The organism is Flagellimonas baculiformis (assembly GCF_033441575.1).
Lineage (GTDB): Bacteria > Bacteroidota > Bacteroidia > Flavobacteriales > Flavobacteriaceae > Flagellimonas > Flagellimonas baculiformis.
The window spans coordinates 178676-201037 of record NZ_JAUZVW010000007.1 but is presented as its reverse complement, the minus strand read 5'-3'; the positions used below and the strand labels follow the sequence as shown (position 1 = coordinate 201037).

General features: G+C 46.2%; 22 protein-coding genes. 10 read left to right on the top strand and 12 right to left on the bottom strand.

Annotated elements, in window-relative coordinates; all coding sequences use genetic code 11:
• Positions 1-18: 18 nt before the first annotated feature.
• The 8 genes from SD450_RS11960 to trhA all read left to right on the top strand — a co-directional run bounded on the left by SD450_RS11960 (position 19) and on the right by trhA (position 7832).
• On the top strand, positions 19-1629 hold the full coding sequence (locus tag SD450_RS11960) for a glycoside hydrolase family 43 protein (RefSeq protein ID WP_318344679.1): 1611 nt from the start codon (positions 19-21) through the stop codon (positions 1627-1629).
• Positions 1630-1636: 7 nt separating this feature from the next.
• Positions 1637-2419 carry a rhamnogalacturonan acetylesterase gene (locus tag SD450_RS11955; RefSeq protein ID WP_318344678.1) on the top strand — a complete coding sequence of 261 codons (783 nt, stop codon included), beginning with the start codon at positions 1637-1639 and terminating at the stop codon, positions 2417-2419.
• Entirely contained in the window at positions 2416-3318 is a 903-nt protein-coding gene (locus SD450_RS11950) for an alpha/beta hydrolase (protein ID WP_318344677.1), read from the top strand. Before SD450_RS11955 ends, SD450_RS11950 begins: the two co-directional genes overlap by 4 nt.
• The gene (locus tag SD450_RS11945; protein WP_318344676.1) at positions 3315-4298 is read left to right on the top strand and encodes a pectinesterase family protein; all 984 of its coding nucleotides are present in this window, start codon (positions 3315-3317) and stop codon (positions 4296-4298) included. Before SD450_RS11950 ends, SD450_RS11945 begins: the two co-directional genes overlap by 4 nt.
• A 1-nt stretch (position 4299) precedes the next feature.
• Positions 4300-4638 (top strand): cupin domain-containing protein, encoded by a 339-nt coding sequence (locus SD450_RS11940; RefSeq protein ID WP_318344675.1) that lies wholly within the window; start codon positions 4300-4302, stop codon positions 4636-4638.
• Positions 4639-4671: 33 nt separating this feature from the next.
• A complete protein-coding gene (locus SD450_RS11935) occupies positions 4672-6375 on the top strand; it encodes a glycoside hydrolase family 28 protein (RefSeq protein ID WP_318344674.1) in 1704 nt (567 codons plus the stop codon).
• A gap of 6 nt (positions 6376-6381) precedes the next feature.
• On the top strand, positions 6382-7113 hold the full coding sequence (locus tag SD450_RS11930; protein WP_318344673.1) for a rhamnogalacturonan acetylesterase: 732 nt from the start codon (positions 6382-6384) through the stop codon (positions 7111-7113).
• Between the two features lie 83 nt (positions 7114-7196).
• Positions 7197-7832, top strand: coding sequence for a PAQR family membrane homeostasis protein TrhA (gene trhA / locus SD450_RS11925; protein WP_318344672.1), 636 nt, complete (start codon positions 7197-7199; stop codon positions 7830-7832).
• Here the strand turns inward: trhA and SD450_RS11920 are convergent.
• On the bottom strand, positions 7821-10046 hold the full coding sequence (locus SD450_RS11920) for an Ig-like domain-containing protein (RefSeq protein WP_318344671.1): 2226 nt from the start codon (positions 10044-10046) through the stop codon (positions 7821-7823). The two genes, trhA and SD450_RS11920, sit on opposite strands and share 12 nt — an antisense overlap.
• 110 nt (positions 10047-10156) lie before the next feature.
• The gene (locus SD450_RS11915; protein ID WP_318344670.1) at positions 10157-10846 is read right to left on the bottom strand and encodes a ZIP family metal transporter; all 690 of its coding nucleotides are present in this window, start codon (positions 10844-10846) and stop codon (positions 10157-10159) included.
• 56 nt (positions 10847-10902) lie between these two features.
• Between SD450_RS11915 and SD450_RS11910 the strand changes: the two genes are divergently transcribed.
• Positions 10903-12060: a THUMP domain-containing class I SAM-dependent RNA methyltransferase gene (locus SD450_RS11910; protein WP_318344669.1), complete on the top strand. Its 1158-nt coding sequence runs from the start codon at positions 10903-10905 to the stop codon at positions 12058-12060.
• A gap of 176 nt (positions 12061-12236) precedes the next feature.
• On the opposite strand, the gene SD450_RS11905 is transcribed toward SD450_RS11910, so the two are convergent.
• The 4 genes from SD450_RS11905 to rlmD are packed head-to-tail and all read right to left on the bottom strand — an operon-like array spanning position 12237 to position 15275.
• The gene (locus SD450_RS11905) at positions 12237-12578 is read right to left on the bottom strand and encodes a VOC family protein (RefSeq protein WP_318344668.1); all 342 of its coding nucleotides are present in this window, start codon (positions 12576-12578) and stop codon (positions 12237-12239) included.
• A 2-nt stretch (positions 12579-12580) separates the two neighbouring features.
• Entirely contained in the window at positions 12581-13342 is a 762-nt protein-coding gene (locus SD450_RS11900) for a DUF6048 family protein (protein WP_108425396.1), read from the bottom strand.
• Positions 13323-13832 (bottom strand): DUF6452 family protein, encoded by a 510-nt coding sequence (locus SD450_RS11895; protein ID WP_318344667.1) that lies wholly within the window; start codon positions 13830-13832, stop codon positions 13323-13325. The genes SD450_RS11900 and SD450_RS11895 overlap by 20 nt, the downstream gene beginning before the upstream one ends.
• 30 nt (positions 13833-13862) lie before the next feature.
• Positions 13863-15275 carry a 23S rRNA (uracil(1939)-C(5))-methyltransferase RlmD gene (gene rlmD, locus SD450_RS11890; protein ID WP_318344666.1) on the bottom strand — a complete coding sequence of 471 codons (1413 nt, stop codon included), beginning with the start codon at positions 15273-15275 and terminating at the stop codon, positions 13863-13865.
• A 215-nt stretch (positions 15276-15490) separates the two neighbouring features.
• Here rlmD and rocD point away from each other — a divergent pair, with 215 nt between their 5' ends.
• On the top strand, positions 15491-16735 hold the full coding sequence (gene rocD, locus SD450_RS11885; protein WP_318344665.1) for an ornithine--oxo-acid transaminase: 1245 nt from the start codon (positions 15491-15493) through the stop codon (positions 16733-16735).
• 82 nt (positions 16736-16817) lie between these two features.
• Here the strand turns inward: rocD and SD450_RS11880 are convergent, their stop codons facing one another.
• The 6 genes from SD450_RS11880 to SD450_RS11855 all read right to left on the bottom strand — a co-directional run bounded on the left by SD450_RS11880 (position 16818) and on the right by SD450_RS11855 (position 22336).
• Positions 16818-17057, bottom strand: a complete 240-nt coding sequence (locus tag SD450_RS11880; RefSeq protein ID WP_318344704.1) for an outer membrane beta-barrel protein — start codon at positions 17055-17057, stop codon at positions 16818-16820.
• A gap of 24 nt (positions 17058-17081) precedes the next feature.
• Positions 17082-17333 (bottom strand): porin family protein, encoded by a 252-nt coding sequence (locus tag SD450_RS11875; protein WP_318344664.1) that lies wholly within the window; start codon positions 17331-17333, stop codon positions 17082-17084.
• A gap of 108 nt (positions 17334-17441) precedes the next feature.
• Positions 17442-18518: a serine protease gene (locus SD450_RS11870; RefSeq protein ID WP_318344663.1), complete on the bottom strand. Its 1077-nt coding sequence runs from the start codon at positions 18516-18518 to the stop codon at positions 17442-17444.
• A gap of 16 nt (positions 18519-18534) precedes the next feature.
• On the bottom strand, positions 18535-19698 hold the full coding sequence (locus SD450_RS11865) for a type III secretion system chaperone family protein (RefSeq protein WP_318344662.1): 1164 nt from the start codon (positions 19696-19698) through the stop codon (positions 18535-18537).
• Between the two features lie 191 nt (positions 19699-19889).
• The gene (locus SD450_RS11860; protein ID WP_318344661.1) at positions 19890-20942 is read right to left on the bottom strand and encodes a S66 peptidase family protein; all 1053 of its coding nucleotides are present in this window, start codon (positions 20940-20942) and stop codon (positions 19890-19892) included.
• Between the two features lie 83 nt (positions 20943-21025).
• Positions 21026-22336: a carboxypeptidase-like regulatory domain-containing protein gene (locus SD450_RS11855; protein WP_318344660.1), complete on the bottom strand. Its 1311-nt coding sequence runs from the start codon at positions 22334-22336 to the stop codon at positions 21026-21028.
• Positions 22337-22362 lie beyond the last annotated feature (26 nt).

The window sequence follows — 22362 nt, the reverse complement described above, 5'->3', positions numbered from 1 at the left end:
AGAACAGTTGATCTTGCAATGAAGAAAAAAGCGTTAGAAGTAGTCCCATTGCTGACCCTCCTTTGGACAACATGGGGTTTTTCCCAGGTTTGGATTTCCAATCAAGGGGACGGAACCTACCAAAACCCGATTTTATATGCGGATTATTCCGATCCGGATGTGATCCGGGTAGGGAGCGATTACTACATGACCGCTTCCAGCTTCACGGCAGTACCGGGATTGCCCATTCTGCATTCCAAGGATTTGGTGAACTGGAAACTGATCAACCACGCCGTTCAGGAAATCGTTCCGACAGATGTGTTCAATGTACCGCAACATGGCAATGGGATATGGGCACCGAGCCTTCGTTACCACAACAATGAATTTTATATCTATTGGGGCGACCCCGATTTTGGGATCTACATGGTAAAGACCAAGGACCCTTATGGCGAATGGGAGCCGCCCGTTCTGGTCATGGAAGGAAAAGGGCTTATCGACCCCAGCCCTATTTGGGATGAAGATGGAAATGCCTATCTGGTCCATGCGTATGCCGGAAGCCGTGCAGCGGTGAAGAGCATTTTGGCCATCAACAAGATGAATCCCGAAGGGACAAAGGTACTCGATAAAGGGACCGTGGTCTTTGACGGTCATGATGCCCATCCAACCGTGGAAGGCCCAAAATTCTATAAAAGGAATCGCTACTACTACATTTTTGCACCGGCAGGCGGAGTGGCCACAGGTTGGCAATTGATCTTGCGTTCAAAGGACATCTATGGTCCCTACGAAGAAAAGGTTGTATTGGAACAAGGTTCTACCCAAGTTAATGGCCCGCATCAAGGGGGGTGGGTGGATACTGCCGATGGCACCGATTGGTTTGTCCATTTTCAAGATGTGGATGCCTACGGGCGTATCGTACACCTTCAACCTGTAGATTGGAAAAATGATTGGCCCCTTATGGGCAAGGACTTGGATGGAAATGGCATCGGGGAACCTGTCCAGACATTTAAAAAACCGGTTGCTGGCCATCCGATCATCGCTCCTGCAGAGTCCGATGAATTCAATTCAGATCGTATAGGATTGCAATGGCAATGGCAGGCAAACCCACAGGTCACTTGGTATTCCTTGATCAAGGACAGAGGGTTTTTGCGTTTGTTCACCGTAAAGAAGAAAGAAGCGGACAACAACCTCTGGAACATGCCGGCCTTATTGTTGCAAAAGTTTCCTGCACCCAGTTTTAAGGCAACGACCAAGATCAAATTGGTGCCAGAAGAAGCAGAAAGTGGTAAAAGTGCAGGATTGATAGTGTTCGGTCTGGACTACGCTACCCTCACGCTCACCCATGATGCAGAGGGGTATGTCTTAAAGCAGACGCAGTCCATCCAGGCCAAAAAGAACCTTCCCGAAGAAACCAACGAGGAAACTCGCGTAAAGACCAACGAAGTGCATCTTCAGGTCGAGGTCACGGGACCCGATGCGATGTGTCAGTTCAGTTATAGCACAAATGGAAAAAAATACACCAAAATAGGAAAGCCCTTCAAGGCGCAGCCCGGGCAATGGGTGGGTGCCAAGGTAGGGGTTTTCAGTGTCAGTGAGGCAGCCATCAAATATGGTGGCTATGTTGATGTGGATTATTTTAGGATTACAGAATAAAAAGAACATGAAGGGAATTTTAGCAGTTTTGTCCGTGTTTTTGTTTTGGGCAAGTCAACCTCAAGAGAAAGTAACAACACTCTATTTGATCGGAGATTCTACCATGGCCGATTACACGGGCGATTATGATCCGGGAAAAGACTATATGAAGACCCGTTACCCGGTAGCGGGTTGGGGCCAGGGATTCCAATCCTTCTTTACCAAGGACAGTTTGGATGCCGTGAGATCTTTGTTCCGGTCCGATTCGGTCCGTGTGGACGATAGGGCCAGGGGGGGCAGGAGCACCCGTACTTTTTTTCAGGAAGGCCGATGGCGTTCGGTCTATGAAGTGCTCCAGCCCGGTGATGTGGTCATCATGCAATTTGGGCACAACGATGCCGCTGAGAACAAGACTGAACGTTATGTGGACATTGAGGGTTACAAGGAATTTCTGCGGTTGTTCGTGACACAGACACTACAGAAAAATGCCAGACCCATCATATTGACCCCGGTGGCCAGAAATTATCCGTGGAAAGAAGGTAAACTGGAAAATGTGCACGGTGAATATCCCCAAGCGGGCAAAGAAGTTGCAACGGAAATGGACGTGACGCTGATCGACCTGAACCAATTGTCCATGGACTTTTTCTCTTCCAAAGGAAAAGATTATGTGTCGGAAACCTATTTTATGAACTTGCCCGCTGGGGTCTATGAAGCCTATCCCGATGGGCAGGAGGACAATACCCACTTTCAGCCCGAAGGGGCAAAGGCGGTGGCGCAACTGGTATTTGACGCCCTAAAGCAATTGAAGTGATCAGGTTATCGCCCGTACATATCACGATGCTCTGTTTACTGCTCGGTGGAGTTGTATCGGCCCAAGTGGAAAGACCAAATGCCACTCCCTATACTATAGCCACCACCTACCAGAAATTGCTCAAAAACTACCCGGACATTGTTCCTGTGGAGCCATTGCAATCTGACAAGATCGTATATCAAGAGGACCTCACCTATCATCAAGTGGATGGGGTGTCACTTCAGGCGGATATCTATTATCCGAAGGACATCGCCCATAAAACACCAGCTGTGATTTTGGTGCATGGAGGCGGATGGATCTCGGGCAGCAAAGAAAACCAACGCGTTATGGCACAGTATTTGGCCGAAAACGGTTTTGTGGCCATGGCAGTGAACTATCGTTTGGCTGATGTGGCCAAATATCCGGCCGCCATCGAGGATTTGAATGCAGCGATAACATATCTATACACATCCAAATATCCTTTGGATACCGAAAAAATAGCCATTCTGGGTGCCTCTGCGGGTGCACAGTTGGCCTCCTTGGTCGGGATGAAGAACAAGCAGATCAAAGCTATTGTAAATGTGGATGGGATAGTCTCCTTTGTCCACCCTGAAGCGGAAGAAGGTACTTATGCAGGATACTGGTTGGATGGTATGAAGGCGGACAATTTGAAAGTGTGGGAAGATGCTTCTCCCTTGGAGTTCATCGCCCCGGACTCACCGCCCATACTGTTCATCAACAGTGCACAGCCCCGATTTCATGCTGGACGGGATGATTTGATCAAAAAATATTCGGAATGGGGCATTTACAGTGAAGTACTTACCTTCCCCAATTCCCCCCATTCCTTTTGGTTGGTCCACCCATGGTTTGAACCGACCGTGGACCATACCGTGCAATTTTTACAAAAAGTGTTCAAATGATGAGGCTCAAGGTATTTCTTTTATGTTCTCTTTTGGGATGTATTCTTCAGGCCCAGGAACCTTATCGAAAAATTGTGGTGGCGCAGGATGGGAGTGGCGATTTCACCCAGATCCAAGAGGCCATCAATTCCACTCGCGACCTCGGCCCTTCCTATGTACAGTTTTATATCAAGGATGGGGTCTATGAAGAAAATATTGAGATTCCTTCCTGGAAACATCAGTTGACCTTTATTGGGGAAAGCAGGGACGGGACCATCATCCGTGGGAACAATTATTCAGGAAAACTGACCAAGGATGGCGGTAAACTATCCACCTTTACGTCACATACCGTTCTCGTGGAAGGAGACGATATCCATTTCAAAAACCTGACCATACAGAACACTTGGTGCAACAAGGGACAGGCCGTGGCACTGCATGTGGAAGGTGATCGGTTCATTGCCGAGGATTGTGCTATTTTGGGTTGCCAGGACACAGTTTATACGGCAAACGAAGGCAGTCGACAGTACTATGACAACTGCCTCATTGCAGGGACCACCGATTTCATTTTTGGGGAGGCAACGGCCGTTTTCAAGGATTGTGAGATCCGTAGCCTAAAGGATTCCTATATTACGGCGGCGGCCACACCAAAGGATCAAGCCTATGGTTATGTGTTCCTCAATGCCCGTTTGACTGCGGAGGATGGCGTTTCCAAAGTATATCTCGGACGTCCGTGGAGGCCTTATGCCCGAACCGTTTTTATCGATTCTGACCTAGGAGCTCACATACTGCCCGAGGGATGGCACCATTGGCCCGGGGATCAAATGTTCCCGGATAAGGAAAAAACGACCTATTATGCCGAATCCAATAGCAAGGGGCCAGGGGCCAGCCCTAAAACAAGGGTAGACTGGTCGCACCAACTAAACGCCGATGAGGTGAAGAAATACACCTTGGAAAACATATTCAATGGCTGGGTTCCGGCCGAGATAAAACTGTACAACTGAGATGAAATTGAAGAAAGATCTATTTTTTGATGGAACCTCCGACTGGGAGGATTTGGGCGGAGGGGTTTCCCGACAGTTTGTAGGGTATAATTCCCAGCAGATGATGGTAAAGGTCAAGTTTGAAAAAGGTGCCATCGGTGCCATGCACCATCATTTTCATTCCCAGGTCACCTATGTGGCCGGTGGGCAGTTTGAAGTCACTGTGGATGGCCAAACCAAAGTATTGAAGGAGGGTGACGGTTTTTTTGCCCAGCCCAATATCGAGCATGGGGTAAAATGTCTCGAAGCGGGCCTATTGATCGATGTATTTACACCTCTCAGGGAGGATTTTTTGAAATGATATAAAGAAATAAAACTGAACAATTTATAGCACATGAAAAAGATTGGATTTCAACTGATGATTTTGGGCATGGCCGCACTATCATTTGTGGCCTGCGGTGAAAAAGAAGGTAAGACCATCGCCGAGCAACCCAAGGAAGAAACAGCCGATATGTATGAAGGGGTGGAGTTTGATATGCCAAGGGTCAAAGAGACCTCCTTTCCGGATTATGTGGTGTCCATTGCAGATTTTGGAGCGGTGGGCGATGGAACCCAGAGCAATACAAAAGCATTTGCCGATGCCATTGAAGAGGTATCGAAGAATGGAGGCGGAAAGGTAGTGGTGCCAAGGGGAATGTGGCTTACAGGCCCCATACAGTTCAAGAGTAACATCAACCTGCACTTGGAAGATGGGGCGTTGCTGCTTTTCAGCAAGAATTTTGACGAATACCCGTTGGTGGAGACCAGCTTTGAGGGGCTGAACACCGTTCGTTGCATGTCGCCCATCTATGCGGTTGGGGTGGAGAACATCGCCATTACCGGAAACGGGACCATAGATGGCAATGGCGATGCATGGCGCTATGTGAAAAAGGGAAAGATGACCTCCAGCCAATGGAAGAGCCTTGTCAAATCTGGAGGTGTACTCAACGAAACGGAGGATATTTGGTTCCCTTCTGAATCCTCCCTCTCAGGATTCATAGCCACGGACAACTTTAACGTACCCCAGACGAACGATAGACAGGTTTTGGAGGGAATGAAGGATTTTCTCCGTCCCGTCATGGTGAGCATTGTCAAGAGCAAGCGTATTTTGTTGGATGGTCCAACGTTCCAAAACTCCCCTGCTTGGAACATCCATCCGCTCATGAGCGAAGATGTCATCATCCGCAACCTTAACGTAAGAAACCCATGGTACTCCCAAAATGGGGACGGTCTAGACCTGGAATCCTGTAAAAATGTACTCATCTACAACAATACCTTTGATGTGGGGGACGATGCCATCTGCTTCAAATCAGGTAAGAACAAGGACGGGCGGGACCGGGGCATGCCCACGGAAAATGTGATTGTGAGGAACAATATTGTCTATCATGGTCACGGAGGCTTTGTGGTGGGCAGCGAAATGTCGGGCGGGGTAAGGAACGTCCATGTTTCCAACTGTACGTTTATCGGCACCGATATTGGACTTCGCTTCAAAAGTACCCGAGGAAGGGGAGGCATTGTGGAGAACATCTATATTTCCAACATCGATATGATCAACATCCCTACGGACGCCATCAATTTCAACCTGTTCTATGAGGGCAATTCCCCTATTTTGGAGGAAGATCAAAGTGCGGAGGATGAGGCCCGTGATGAGGTCTTGGTCCCTGTCACCGAAGAAACGCCATCCTTTAAAAACATCCACATGAAGAACATTCGGGTGGTAGCTTCGGGTGTTGCGGCCAATTTCCAGGGATTACCCGAAATGAACCTTCAAAATGTTACCTTGGAAAATGCCTTTTTGGAGGCAGAGAAAGGCATTGTTGCCGTGGATACGGACGGTCTGATCTTAAAAGACGTCAAGGTTGTTCCGACCAAGGGAAGTGCCCTTACCCTATACAACAGCAAAAATGTGGAGGTAAATGCATTCTCCCACGAAGGGAAAGAGGGCAGTCCTGTCCGGATTTTGGGTCCATTGACCGAGAAGGTAAAATTGGAAAAGGCGTTGCAAGCCCAAGCCGAACTGGGTAAAGGGGTTAAAGAGGGAGCTGTATCGTTTGAATAGAAAAGCATGCGGAAATTACTAGTATTGATCCCTTTGCTGTTGGCATTTTCGATGCCGCAGCATACACCTACCATTCATATGGCCGGGGACTCCACTATGGCGAACAAGCCCTATACGCCCAACAACCCCGAGAAAGGTTGGGGGCAAGTGTTGCCCTTATATGTGGAAGGTATCCAAGTGAAGAACTATGCCATCAATGGACGGGCCACCAAAGACTTCAGGGCAGAAGGGCATTGGGACAGATTGCTCAGCGGGGTACAACCCGGGGATTATGTCATCATCCAGTTTGGACACAATGATGAATCCCCCAGCAAGGGAGTGCTGCGTTATTCCACACCGGAGCAGTACAGGGCCAACTTGAAACAGTTTGTCCTCGATGTGCGGAAGGAACGGGCAACACCCATTTTGGCCACATCCATCACCCGGAGGAAATTTGAGAACGGCACGTTGGTCTATACCCACGGCGTCTATCCTGACAAAGTGCGCGAAGTAGCAAAGGAAATGGAAGTCCCTCTGCTTGAAATGGAGGAGCGCACCCGCGAATTAGTCTCCACTTTTGGGGAGGAACGTTCCAAGCAATTGTTTTTGCACTATCTGCCCGGCGAATATGCCATTTTTCCAGAAGGGGAAGCGGACGATACACACCTTTCACCAACAGGGGCCTTTGCGGTGTGTGATTTGGCGGTGGACGAACTGAAGAAGGCCGTGCCGGAGCTCGTGGCGTATTTTAAGCCCTAATGCCTAAAATAGCAAAGAACATTTTGCAAAAGCGTCCCTGTGGGCTACTTTTGGCATCTCCATTTGTTTGATAAAAAAGCGTTGTGGTTGCCAAATCGGACCCTGTTTTAGTGGAAGAAAAGTGGAACGCCTATTCCCATGCGTTCGGGATTGTCCTGGCCTTGTTGGGCAGTATGTTTCTTTTTCGGGAAGAATTGGATGGAACTCCATATCTGAGGTGCAGTCTCATTGCTTATTCCCTGTCGCTCGTATTATTGTTTGTGGCCTCTACCGTGTACCATGCCGTGCAAAATCCCAAACTCAAAAAAAAACTCCGGATCTTGGACCATATCAGCATTTATTACCTGATTGCGGGAACCTATACCCCAGTTTGTCTTACGGTATTGCTGCCATCAAAGGGATGGTTGTTGTTCTGTTTGGTTTGGGGCATTGCCTTGTTCGGAACAGTGTTGAAAATACTCTTCACAGGAAAGTTTGAAGTATTTTCATTGATACTTTATGGGGTAATGGGATGGCTCATTGTCATTGACCTTCCTTATTTGATGGGGCATATGTCTTCCACAGGTTTGCTCTACCTTGGATTGGGAGGAGCCTTTTATACCATCGGCATCTTATTTTATGCGGTGAAAAGGATTCCCTTTAACCATTTGATATGGCACTTTTTTGTGTTGGGTGGCGCAGTGAGCCATTGGGTTTTGATCTATAAATCAATCCAATAAAAAATTGGGTGCCCTATAGTAATAACCGGGAAGAAGGGATTTGAACTTTGATTCCATTTTTGGAGAAATGCTATAAGGATATGTATTGCTTTTTATCACCCCTGTGAGATATGAATCATAATCTATAATGCCTTCATAGCCTCTTAACTCCACTTGCTGAACCTTTAAATTATTGTTTTCATAGAGAGGGTAGAAACCCCACGATTGAATTTCTTCTGGAATTTCCGGTAATACCACCTGATCCATTTCTTGACTGTCAAAAACCAAGTTCCAGCGATACATAATGTTTAGACCATTGATTACTTCAGGTGCATCTGAATCGATGGAAATCTTGCCAATGGTGTGACCTGTGCCCGACTTGGACAACTCAAATTGATTGTTCGAAAAGGTATAGTCAATGGTCCAATCCACAGGAGTGAAACTTGCTACAGGTTCTCCTGTTCTCTCTGTGAAATAATCATTTAACCTGACATTGTATTTGTAATGGGTAAAAGCATCGCTGATAAAATAAGGGATACCTCCGTCTGGCAAAAACTGATAACCAATAGCGTAAATTAAATGATAGATGTTGTTATCAAATTCTTCCTGGTTCATGTAACCGTACAATGATATGCCAGAGGTTTCAACAGCCTCGCCATTGATGATGGGTTCGTACACCCTTCTTTCCACTCCTTCGGTAGTGAACATATCTGGTGTAAGGACCGGGTTTGAGGATACATTGGCGTCCAATAGGGAATAGGAGTATTCGCTCATTGTATAATTATATAAAGAGAGATACATTGAGTTGGATTGGAGAGGAGTGCTGGTATTTTGAGATTTTTCTATGTAAACCTCTCCGGTAGGACCATTGTTGTCATGAGAAAAGGATGCAGAATAATCAGCTCCCCAACCCGTCAATGACAATTGATCGTTAAAATCAAAATTCTCTGTTTGCAGAATGTAGGATTCCACTTGGTTCGAAAACCTTTTATATAGTTTCAAGTTCATTTCAGGTAAGGCGGAAGGGAGTATGTTCTGGACAGTGGTCAACTCAGTTGCATTCCCAAAAGGCCCCGTAATGTATTCGGCAAAGGTGAGCATGTATTCAAAATCACCATTGGTTTCTTGGTCTGTGTGGAGTTTTATGATGGTAGTGTCATCATAAATACGTTCGATGTCCAAGAGCTGACCATCCATTCCCGAAGCAAATACAAATAGCCGTGTAGTTTCGGGATTATAAAAATTGGCAGGTATACTTATGGTCAACAACCTTCTCAAGATTTCAATCGGAAATTCAGCGATGGTCTCATTGTTCAGGTTGTCAATGGCCTTGATGAAAACACTGGCCGATCCTGTGGTAAATGTTTCTGGATCCAACTCCCATTCGTATGCTACCTGTCCTTCAATGAGGGTTTGCGAATCTTCTCCCATCAAAAATTCCACAGAAACAATATCAGAATGTGCATCGATTATTTCCGGTGACAAAAGAAGCGTTTCATCAACAACTGGGTTTTCCATCAAAGATTCCAAAGTGATTTCCGGCCCTGTGTTATCAGCGATAAAAACAACCTCATGTATTGTTTTGTTGTCAGCTAGGTCAATGGCTTCTATTTTGAAATTGTTCTCCCCATCAGATAGCTCCAATGTATTTATGTTCACCTCATACAATCCATCCACAATCTCGCTAAGCAACTCATCATTCAGATAAATTGCTGTGGATGTCAGTCCTTCATTGTCCGATACATTGAAAGTAACCATGTTCGTGTCACCGCCAATGACTTGGCCGTTGGTCAAGGTGACGTTGGTGACGGAAGGCAATTCGTTGTCAATATGGATGATCTGATCCTTGGAAGTCTCATTGCCCGAAGTGTCCGTTACCGTAATTTTCAGGGTATAATCCGTGAACTTGTTTGTTGAGGGTTGTTTTGAAGTATAGTTGGAAACGTCTATGATGATCTGATATGGAGCGGAAGTATCCTCCCCAACTTTTTGGTCGTCAATAAAAGCCTCTACTTTGGCTATCCCTCCTGAATCTTTCGCATCAATACTTATTTCGATTTGGTTGCTGACCACTACCGGTACATCTGTGTTGGAGCTTTGGCTACCAGCTATGCTGAAATCGACCTGTGGTGCTACTGTGTCAGGCTCTGGTGCGGGTTCTTCAGAATCAGAAGAGCAAGAGAACAAAAAAGAAACCAAGAAAATCAACAGGCAATGGGGTAAAAAATGTTTCATCAAATAGAGGTATATGCAGCTAAATCTAAACACTTTTGATGAGGTATAAAAGTTGGTCTCCTATAAATGACAGAAAATTCGACAAAGGGAATAGGTTAGGACAATGAGACCTACACAAAATAAGCAATCCCTATTCCCAAAATGATGACCAAGAGTTTCCTAAGATTGAAAGCGTGCCCCTGCGCACTTTCAAAAAGGATGATGGTGGAAATATGAAAAAACACCCCAATGGCCAAGGAGGTGAGCAAATGGCCGTGACTCTCCATCCATTCCGATTGTGCCGAAACAAAGCTGCCCAAAGGGGTCATCAGCGAAAAAGCGGCCATGAACAGCAGGATGGTGCCCAACCTCATTTTGGAGTTCAGCAGAAAAATACTGAGTACGATGGCAATCGGGACCTTGTGGATGATAATGCCATAGAGAATGGAGTTGTTGCCATGGATGGGAACACCTTCAACCAAGGCGTGCACGGACAAACTCAGAAAAAGGAGTAGGGGAAACCTGTTCTCCTTCAAATCGATGTGCAGGTGTCCATGTTCCGCTCCCTTGGAAAAGAATTCCAGAAAAATCTGCAACAAGATGCCCCCCAAGATATAAAGTGCAATGGTTTTGGGGTCATGGCCTTCATATACTTCCGGGAGCAGTTCAAAAAAAGTGAGTGCCAATAAAAAGGCGCCACTGAACGCCAACAAAAGCTTGATACGTCCCGTATGGTTAGGCTTTGTGAACCGCACGAATGCAAATCCTGCCCAAACGGCGACGATGGGGGCCAAATAAATGAAGATAGAAGGAAAATCCATATCTAGGCTTGAAGGGGCAAAAATAGCCTATTTTTACGGAAAGATTTTAAGATAGGATGGCAGGAAATTTTAAGATGATGGCCAAGACCCTCTATGGCTTTGAGCCCCTTTTGGCCAAAGAACTACGGAACTTGGGGGCAGGCCGGGTAGAGGAAGGCGTCAGGAACGTAACATTTGAAGGGGACACCGGGTTCATGTACAAGGCCAATCTGTGCCTTCGGACGGCATTGAAAGTGTACAAGCCCATAAGCACGTTCAGGGTCTTTAACGAAAAGGACCTCTATAAAAGTATTTACGAACTGGATTGGCCCCAATTTTTTGGTGCTGATAAAACCTTCGCTATAGACACGACCATGAGTTCGGAGGTGTTCAATAATTCCATGTTTGTCTCCCTCAAGGCCAAAGATGCCATTGTGGACAAATTCAGGGAAGTGGAAAGACAACGTCCCAATGTGGATTCGCAAGATCCCGATGTGCGGATCAATATCCACATCCATCAAAATACCTGTACAGTCTCGCTGGACAGTTCCGGAAATTCATTGCACCAAAGGGGATACCGCATTTTGACCAATATTGCGCCGATCAATGAGGTATTGGCCGCCGGACTGCTCTTGGCAAGTGCTTGGGACGGACACACTGATTTTTTGGATCCTATGTGCGGTAGCGGTACCTTTTTGATCGAAGCCGCCATGATTGCCTGCAACATCCCGGCCAACATCAATCGGGAAGCATATGCCTTTATGCGCTGGAAGGATTACGATGCAGAACTGCATGAAAAAATTGTGGCGGCCAGTTTGAAGAAGACCCGGGAGTTCCATCATAAGATAATCGGATACGACAAGGCCCCCTCCGCGGTACGAAAGGCGCAGGAAAATGTGGAGAATGCCAATCTTGCGGAATACATCACCATAGATCGGAAGGATTTTTTCAGGACGGAGAAACCGGTGGAGGGTAAGCTGCATATGGTGTTCAACCCTCCGTATGGGGAGCGTTTGCCCATTGAGGTGGACGAATTCTATGCCAAGATAGGGGACACCTTGAAGCAACAGTATCCCGGCACGGATGCATGGATGATCACCTCCAACCTTGAGGCTTTAAAGCATGTGGGTTTACGTCCATCACGGAAAATAAAGGCCTATAACGGAAAACTGGAGGCACGCTTGGTCAAGTACGAAATTTATGAAGGAAGCAAAAAAGCAAAGTTCCAACAATAGCCGAGCTATTTTGTGATTGTTGCAACAACAACAACGAAAAAATTTGCTTAAGTGGAATAAATGTTTAGCTTTGGCATGTGTTTAGAACACAAACTAACTAACTCAATCTAATTATCGGGAAAAGGACTTGAAAATTCAGGTCCTTTTTTTGTTGGGATCAACGAAGTTGGAATTGCTTATTTGTCCGACCAAATGGCCAGTTCATTATGGGATGGGTCGGTAAAATGGAACCTTCTGCCGCCGGGAAAAGAGAATATGTCCTTGACAATGACACCCCCTGCGTTGACCACCTTTTCCCGTATGCCTTCCAGGTCCTCATGGTAGAGTACGATCAGAGCCCCGTTCACTGCCTGTTCCTCGGTTCTTTCAAAACCACCTTCAAGTCCACTATCCGAAAAGGCAACATAATCGGGACCATAGTCCGTGAACGACCAACCAAAGGTTGGGCCATAAAAATCCTTTATTTTTTGAAGGTCATTAGCCTTGAACTCCACATAATTGATATGGCTATTCTTCATGGTTACTGTTCGGGTTCTTCCTTTTTCTTTTTTGATTTTTTATATAGAGGGATGAAGTAGGAGATGCTATAGTTGTAGCTCACCCCAAAATTACTCCCGTCCGTCACCTTGTTGAAACCAGGGATCCAAAGGTTCGGGAAGCGCTCATCTTCCTTGTTGGAAACCAAGAATCCCAAACGGGCACTCATGCCAATATAAATATTGGCGAAAAGTTCGGCCTTGATGCCCATGACGAACTCCAACCACGAAGCGTTCAGACCACTGAATTCCTCATTGGGTTGGATGCCCGGCAAAAAGTCGGGATTGTATAGATGATTGCTGTTGAAAATGGTGTAATCGTTCAGGGTCTGGCTAAAACTCGCAGCGGCAAACCTTCCCCCGATGGTGATGGAATTGTTCATCCCGAACCAATTTTGGTAGGTGTTCACTTCTGCCCCCACTTTAATGTAGCTTCCCGAGGTCTTGAAATTGTAGAGCAGGGTACTGTTCAGGCTTTCTCCCTGTGTTTTGGTCTCGTTCCCGATCTCAGCGGCCAAATAAAGTTTTTGGGTCAATCGGTAGTCCCCGACCAATTCCAGGCCTGTGTAGTCCTCATCGGCAAAGGACAACACCAGTTTGCTCAAATCCACACCCACCCGAAGGCCATATTCATCCTTATACTCCACGGTATCTTTGGGTTGAAGGTCTATAGGTTCGCTCTGCCCCAACATACAAATGGGGAGTAGTACCATGGAAACGAAAAGACTAATGAAATATCTTGACATGGATGTTGTTGGAGTTTTCAATGTTTTGTTGGACAATGGAAATGTCCTGTATCCAATTGGTTGCACTTTCAGGGAGCGTAATGCTGATGCCATCATAATTGATCACGAACCCGCATGCCCGGGAAGCAAAATCTTCCCTTGTGGTATACGAAATGGTCAGGGAATCAATGTTTCCGGTTTCCGCATCGGTCTCTTCATCATCGGCAGAATCGTTGATAAAGGCAAATGAGGTGCTGGTCACGTCGTTCCGGAGTGGAATCCCTATCGAGTCCAAATCGGCCCGGTCAGTAAAGGTGTTGAGGGTGCTGTCCAAGATCACTTCTTTGATACGGAGCGATGGCACATCCTTTGCGACAGTGGTATCTTCTATGTCAAAAAAACCAATGACCAGAAGCGGTGTGTCCCCGTTGACACAGATGTCATCTTTTTCGCAGGAAGAAAAATAGATGAGCAATAATAGGATAAGCAGGATGGGGATTATTCTCTTCATTCCAAATAGTAGCGGATTTTAATTCAACAATTACACCCGTTTTTCCAAAAGTACAACATTTTCCACGTGATGGGTCTGCGGGAACATATCCACTGGCTGCACCTTGGTCACTTTGTAGGTGTCCTTCATCAAAGCCAAGTCCCTTGCCTGGGTGGCACTGTTACAACTCACGTAGACAATTTTGGGCGGTGCCACCTGGAGCAATTGCTCCACCACCTGTTTGTGCATGCCGTCCCTTGGAGGGTCGGTAATGATCACATCGGGGCTGCCGTGTTGGGCGATAAAATCATCATTGAACACATTTTTCATATCGCCCACAAAGAATTCCACATTCGAAATGCCGTTCAGTACCGCATTGGCCTTGGCATCTTCAATGGCTTCGGGAACGGATTCCACACCCACCACCTTTTTGGCCTTTTTGGAGACAAACTGGGCAATGGTTCCTGTGCCGGTGTACAGATCGTACACCAGTTCATTACCAGTGAGCCCGGCAAAATCCCTGGTCACGTTGTAGAGCACATGGGCCTGTTCCGAATTGGTCTGGTAAAATGATTTGGCATTTATCTTGAACCGTAACCCCTCCATTTCTTCAAAAATATGGTCGCGACCAGAAAAACAGACCACTTCTTGGTCATAGATCGTGTCGTTCTGTTTGGGGTTGATCACATATTGCAACGAAGTGATCTCTGGGAATTTTTCCATCAAATGGTTCAGCAACTGTTCCCTTTCCTGTTTTTGGTCCTCAAAGAATTGGAGGAGTACCATGATCTCTCCGGTGGATGCTGTCCGTATCATGAGCGTTCGAAGCAATCCCTTTTGGTTTCTGGGGTCAAAAAAGGGCAGTCCGTTTTCGACGGCGAATTTTTTCACCTCCAGTCGGATGGCATTGGAAGGGTCTTGCTGAAGATGGCACTTTTTGATGTCCAAGATCTTGTCCCACATGCCGGGAATATGGAAACCCAAAGCGTTCCTATCTTCAAAATCCCTGTCCGAGACAATTTCCTTTTGGGTGAGCCATCTGCTGTTGGAAAAAGAAAATTCCATCTTGTTCCTGTAGAAATATTCCTTTTCGGAACCCAGAATGGCATTGACATCCGGAAGTTCCAGGTTTCCGATGCGTTTGAGGTTGTTCTCCACCTCCCGTTGCTTGAAATACAGTTGGTGCCCATAGCCCATATGTTGCCATTTGCACCCACCACAGGTCCCAAAATGTTGGCATTCGGGGGTGGTTCGTTTATCGGAAAGCTTGTGGAAATGGGTGGCCACACCTTCAAAATAGGCACTTTTCTTTTTGGTGGTCATCACATCCACCACATCGCCCGGAACGGCATTGGATAGAAAAATGACCCTGCCATCCGGTGCTTTCCCCACCGATTTTCCTTTGGCGCCGGCATCAATGACTTCCACATGTTCAAACGTCTGTCGTTTATTCTTTCGTCGCATGCAGCAAAAGTAACCCCTTTTTGGTATTTGTCATGGCGGAGCTTCTTAAATCGACCCTAAAACTTTGCCCATCTCTTCCCCAAAATATTTGGCCAATAATTTGTAATTTGCGTGCACTCCAAGGGATGATTTCTCTCCCACGCTGCTTTTTCGGGACTCCGAAAGAATAAAGGTACAGTAGGAATGGTTGTTTTATCAATTTAATCATTATTGAAATGACTGTTTTAGAGCATTTGACTTCGCAGCAAGCGATCGATTTGGAAAACAAGTACGGAGCCCACAATTACCACCCGCTGCCCGTGGTTTTGAGCAGGGGGGAAGGCGTGCATGTCTGGGATGTGGAAGGAAAGAAATACTATGATTTCCTTTCTGCCTATTCGGCGGTGAACCAGGGGCATTGCCACCCCAAGATCATTGGTGCCCTGATGGACCAGGCCAAGACACTGACCCTGACCTCAAGGGCTTTTTACAATGACATGTTGGGCAAGTATGAACAATATGCCACCTCGGTTTTTGGGTTTGACAAACTGTTGCCCATGAACACCGGGGCGGAGGCCGTGGAAACGGCCCTCAAGATCTGCCGGCGATGGGCCTACCAAAAGAAAGGGATTTCCGAAGACCGGGCCCAGATTGTGGTATGCGAGAACAATTTCCATGGTAGGACCACCACCATCATCTCTTTTTCCAATGATCCTGTGGCCCGAACGGACTATGGTCCCTATACCGAAGGTTTCATCAAGATTGCTTACGATGACCTGTCGGCCTTGGAAAAAACGTTGGAAGCCAATCCACATATAGCTGGGTTTTTGGTGGAACCGATACAGGGTGAAGCAGGTGTTTATGTGCCATCCGAAGGTTATCTGAAAAAGGCCAAGGCCCTTTGCGAAAAATACAATGTACTTTTTATTGCCGATGAGGTCCAGACCGGCATTGCCCGGACAGGTAAAATGTTGGCCTTGGACCATGAAGGAGTGAAACCGGACATTTTGATCTTGGGCAAGGCACTTTCAGGCGGAGTCTATCCTGTTTCCGCAGTATTGGCGAATGATGGGGTCATGGAAGTCATCACCCCGGGAAGCCATGGAAGTACTTTTGGGGGCAACCCCGTTGCAGCTGCCGTGGCCATGGCTGCCTTGGAAGTGGTCCAAGAAGAGAATTTGGCACAGAATGCGCAGGAATTGGGGGAATTGTTCCGAGAAGAATTGAACAAGTTCATCCCCACTTGTGATTTGGTAGAAAAAGTTCGTGGCAAGGGATTGCTGAACGCCATCGTCATCAATGATAGTGAGGACAGTTCCACAGCTTGGGACATTTGCATGACCTTGAAGGAAAACGGACTTTTGGCCAAGCCGACCCATGGGAACATCATCCGGTTCGCCCCACCTTTGGTGATGACCCGCGAACAGTTGATGGATTGCGTTTCCATCATCATCAAGACACTTCAGGATTTTTCAAAGTAACTTCCTGTTTGAATGCATAAAAATAAAAGAGGGCAGTGAATCACTGCCCTCTTTTTTATATGGTTTTGGATAAAAAAGGTTCTTATAGGAACTTGTACCCCAACCCAACGGTCAAGTAGTTGCTCCTAACCTTGACATCTTCGCTGCCGGTGTAGGAGTTGTTGATCTGAAAGGTATATCTGGCCTCGACAAAGAAGTCTTCATTGATGTCATAACCGATTCCCCCTGCAACGTCAAACTCCACACTGCTAAAGTCCTCTGGTGTTTCTTCCAGCGAAAAGACGAGTTGCGGACCCACTTGAAAATTGAATTTTTCCGAAATGGCAAACTTGCCCAGGATCGGAAGCTAAAGACCATCACTTTCATCGACACTTGCATAGAGAAGCTCTGGTTGGACGCTAAAATTGTCAGAGACAACAAAATCGGCCACTGCCCCGATGTAAAATCCAGATTCTGAAGCGGATATGCTAATGCCTTCGGCTTTAACGCTTCCCCTTGCATTCAGATACCCTGCGGTCGCCCCAAATCTTACATCTTGGGCTTGTGCTGAAAATGCCAAAGCAAATACAGCAACGGTCACTAATACAATTCTTTTCATGTTTAGATAAGGTTTATGTTTAAGTGGCTAAATATAGAGATATAAACAAATGCTATTTCTCTTTTTGTTGCGTGCGGCCCCATTCTTGTGGGGTAGCATCAATCAGCATTACTTTTCTTCCTTGGATTCTATGGCCATTTCACAACCATAATTGTCCGAAAAGAAATTGTCCAGATCATCTGCTTTTAGGGCCAAATGTTTGAGATTTTTCTTTACGTTTTCTGCGTGTTCCGTGAAAATATCGGAGATGTGCGCCCTGTAGGAAACAAAAATCTTGTTGTCATGTATGCCCAAATAATAAGGTTCGACATGGTTTTCCAAAAGATAGGTGAGCAGTTCCTCCAAATTTTGTTTGGGTAGGTTGTTCAACGGTGAGGTGGCAATCAGGTAATCTCTTTGGAAGACAAAGATCCTGATGAGGGCACTTCCTTGATGGAACTCCCAAAAATCCCTGCCGGCCCTTCCCAAAACTGGGTCCATTCCAAGTTCGGTAATGGCATCTTCCACAAATTGGGCAAAATGACTTTTTTCAAATTCATCCCAAATCGATATGTCCATGGAGTGGCCACAGTTGTTGCAGAATTCGGTCGCTACCTCGGTGTAATAGTCACAGGAATTGCATTTTACATTGAAAGAAGTCCCATTGGCATTTGCAAAGTCCCTCAGTTCCTTTACCAGATCGGAATGTTTGATGCCAAACCCGACATTGTCCGCATTGGTGAACTTGGAGGTGGTGACCCCGATGAGCATGCCTGCTTCGTTCAGTATGGGTCCCCCTGAGTTTCCTGGATTTACGGCGGCATCCGTTTGTATGTAGCTCCTATTGCCCAAGGGTTGGCTCACGGATGATATGATGCCTTCTGTAATGGTATAGGGCATACCGAACGGATAACCGTTGATGAACACCTTTTGGGTGTTGGCAATAATGATGTCTTCCTGTAGCGAAATACCATCATGTGTGGGGCTGATACCATTGGTGGACAAAAAGGCAAGGTCCGCCTCTGGGTTGGCCATGACCACATGGGCCACATGCCTATCTTTTTTATGGTCCTCGATCGCTACCACTTTTTCTCCTTTTACCACATGGTAGTTGGTGACGATATGGTTGTACCCGTTTATGATGAACCCACTTCCTGTACCTGAGGCGGTTATGATCTTAAAGACCGATTTTTGAATATTTTCCATCTGTTTTTTGATTTGGTTAGCTGAAAAATTTTGAGAAGAATCCTTTTTTCTGAACAACAGTTCCCGTTGTTCCGTTCAAGAAACCATTATAGGTTTCCAGTAGTATGGGAGCGGCCATCTGGAGCTCCATTCCCGAGACTTTTTCCAACACACTGTATATGGCTTCCTTGTGGTGTTCCTCGACATTGAAAGTGAAAAGGATATACAAAAATGAATATTGCAGATAGTAGCACAACATCAGATTGTTGTTTTCCTGTACATAGCGGTCCACATTGTGTTTCATGTTTTGGGCATCGGCCTGCAATATTTGGGTAGAGCTTCTCCATTTTAAGGAAATAACGGCCTCAGCATGGTACATATTGGCCAAGTACTCTTCTTTGGTCATAGCGCACAATTTTTGCATAAAGCCAAAACTTTTGTCCACTCGATGTCTAAAATCGGTCTGGCTGTCATAAAGTGTGGATATATAGCTCTCCAGAGTGGTCCTCAAGGTACCGTGAACGCATGGCATGTTCACAATTTTCAATAAGGAAATGACTGATATGTCCCATTGGAAATCATCCCATCTTTTTTCCTTGAATTGGGCGCTGAATTTCTTGTATTCCTCCAAAATGGAACCTATTTGCTGCCATACCTCCTCTTTTTCCGAGTCGGTCAAAGGGGTTACTTTGGGTTCTTGATAGAATTCGGCTTTGTACTTATCGATGAACTCATCGTCGTAATTATCCGAATTGATGCTGATTTCCCTCAATACGTCATAGACCTTGTAGGGTTGGCAAAGAGGGATGTCTGTTTTGTACGCAAACCATAGGGTGTTTCCGTCCAAATGGATCTGGGACAGTTTCAACGGATGAAAGTTGATCTCGGCGACCCTTCTGAACAATGCAATTTTGTTGGTATTTTCCACAATACGTAAAAAGGGTGCCTTTACGGAAAAAGTGTCATCTGCAATGGAAATATGGATTTCAGAGGAGCCTTGGCTCTGCACAATGTGGATATCCCCATCCCTATCCTTGTTGGCCAGCAATTTTGGATTGATGTAATTGATGGTCTCGATAAGGGCATCCTTGAAATTTTTGCTGTCGTAGGCTTCAATAGCTTTTTCCCAATGCGAAACATCGACAAAGGGCTCGTCCTTGCTTTTGATAGGTCTTTGGAACCTGGGAAGTACATGCTTCATGGTTAGTAGGTTAGGTTAAAAAAACTGATAATGACGTTTAGCTGAGGTGGATTACTGTTCCGGAGGGGTTATGGGTGAAACAGCTTCGCTAATATCGTTTTTTTTATTTAATACAGCACGTTTTCCAAAAAAACTTAATCCTAAAAAAACAACGCTAATGGCTTATGGCACAAAACAGTAGGGGAGAAAATTCAAGAAACTGCAGTTTCCAGCAGTTCCAGACCCATTTCATCCGCGTTGAAGGCGGATTGGATGCCCACCGGAAGTGTGAAGTTATTTGGAACATGCCCAAAGCTCATGCCATAGGCAGCAGGAATCCCCAAAGGGGCAATCCTGTCCAAAATCACCTCTTTTAGTGTGAAATTAGTGTCTTCTTTTTCTCGGTCACAGCCTTTGCAGACCCCGAACATGATCCCTTTGGCCTTGGAAAAAGTGGGCCCTTCAATGAGTTGGGTGAGCATACGGTCCACTCGGTACGGGGCTTCCTCTACATCTTCCAAAAAAACGAGCTTGTCCGTGAAATCTATTTCGTGGGGGGTGCCGATCAGTGCATTGACCAAAGTGAGACTTCCCCCTGCAAGTTCGCCCTGACAAGTTCCAGGGGTGATGACATATCTTTCGTATTCAGGATTGCCCAGAAATTCTGGATCTGTCAGTTTCACATTTTTGATGGTTTGGGAATGCTTCCCTTTCATCAATATTTTCTTGAAATACTTTTGGCTATAGGAATCATCCAACGTACTGCCCACCGGACCATGGAAACAGACCAGCCCGGTTTGTTTGTAAATGGCCTGTATCAATGCGGTGATGTCACTGAACCCAATAAGGACCTTCGGGTTGTTCCGAATGCTATTGTAATCCAGACGGTCAAGGATACGGGTGCAACCATAACCGCCCCGTGCACAAAGGATACCGTCCACTTCCGGGTTGGCGAACATCTGGTTCACGTCCATCACCCGCTCTTCGTCAGTATTACTGAAATACCCATGATTGCCCAAGATTCGTGAAGTGTGAAAAGTTTTGAACCCCATTTCCTCCAAGGTGTCCAAGGCTTTTTGCAGTACTTCGGGTTTGATGGCATAGCCTGGCGCCACCAGACCGATGGTGTCCCCTTTTTTCAGTTTTTTGGGTTTGATGATGGGATTTGGGACGGATCGTTGCTCATTTCCCCATCCGGTTTGGGGCAATAGGGCAGTGGCCCCAAGGGCGGTGACTGATTTTAGAAAACTTCTTCGTTTGGACATTGGTCGTGCGTTGCATTATAAATTACTGATGGCAAAATCCAAAGTAAATATATGCACAAAAAAATTGGCGTCAGGATTTGGGCCTAGTCACTGTTCCGCTCATCGCGGCGCAATTGCCGTTGAATCTTCCGTATGGCCGATTCTATGGATTTCTCGGGTTCGATGATGTTGTATTCCCCCCAAAAATCAGCGTCGGAGAAACCTAAGGCCTCATCGCCCATGATGATGGACTTCTTGATCCGTTCCCGGTTCCTTGGAAGTTCCCCGCTGTTGTTTTTCTCCCAATCGGTTATGGCCATTTCGGCCGTCATGCTGTACACGGAATTGAACCATTTGTCCGCCCAGTCCACTTTGAACTCCATGGTGACACTGCTGTATCCATAGAACCATCGTCCATCTTTTTCGCGGTAATCCACCCTATAGGCAACCTCTGTGGGCCAAACGTCCACTTTTGCAGGCTTCCTTCGGACAAAGAGTTCCGCTGCCTTGTCCCTATCGGTAATGTTCAAGGAGAAAATGGCACTGGTCAGCGTCCTTTTTTCCACATCGATAAAGAGTTCGCCTTGATAAAGGGGATCGATGATGTTTTCATGCTGGGTGAATTTGATCACATAGATCAACGCATCATTGACCCTGATGGACCGGTCGAATGAGAATTTATAGTTGGATATGGACTCGTCGGCGAAAAGATATTCGGGATATTTCATGACATCCACATACAAGGTGTTGTACGGGCCGCCCTGAAGCTTCAGCGCCACGGTGTCCAATTTGCTGTAATCTGTACTTTTTCGGGCTTTGTAGAGTTCCACGGCATCGTCCCTGTTGGACCCATAGGGAGTTTTGTAGATGGTCACCACCGCTTCGGCCAAGGATACGTTTTTTCTCCGTCTCTTTATGGTTTCCCGGTAGAATGCGGTCATCACAGCAGGATCCCCAAAGTAGTTTTGATCCCTTTTTGCCATGGTCTCCTTTACCAATGCCGTTGCATCTTTTGGGGCATTGATATTGATTTCCGACAATTGGGTAACGGAAACAGCCAGCGAAATTTTATTTTTTTCAGGCTCAAGTTCGGATATGGGCACCCACTGTGTCTTATAGCCCAAAAAGGATACGATGACATTTTTGCTGCTGGTGTTTTTAGGGACTTTTAGTAGAAAGTTTCCTTCGGTATTGGTTATGGTACTGATATTGGTTCCTTCCACGGTCAGTGTTGCGAACACCAAGGGCTTGTTCGTGGATCCATCCACAACTTCACCGCTATATTGATCAAAATCAATGGCGCTGTCTTGGAATGCAAAAGCTCTGGTAGAGCCAAGTGCTGTCAGGGCCAATATGGCGAACCACACTATGGACGGGGTTTTCCACAACGATGGGAATAGTTTGTTCAGTTGCATATCCAAAAGTTTTAATTGAAAGTACT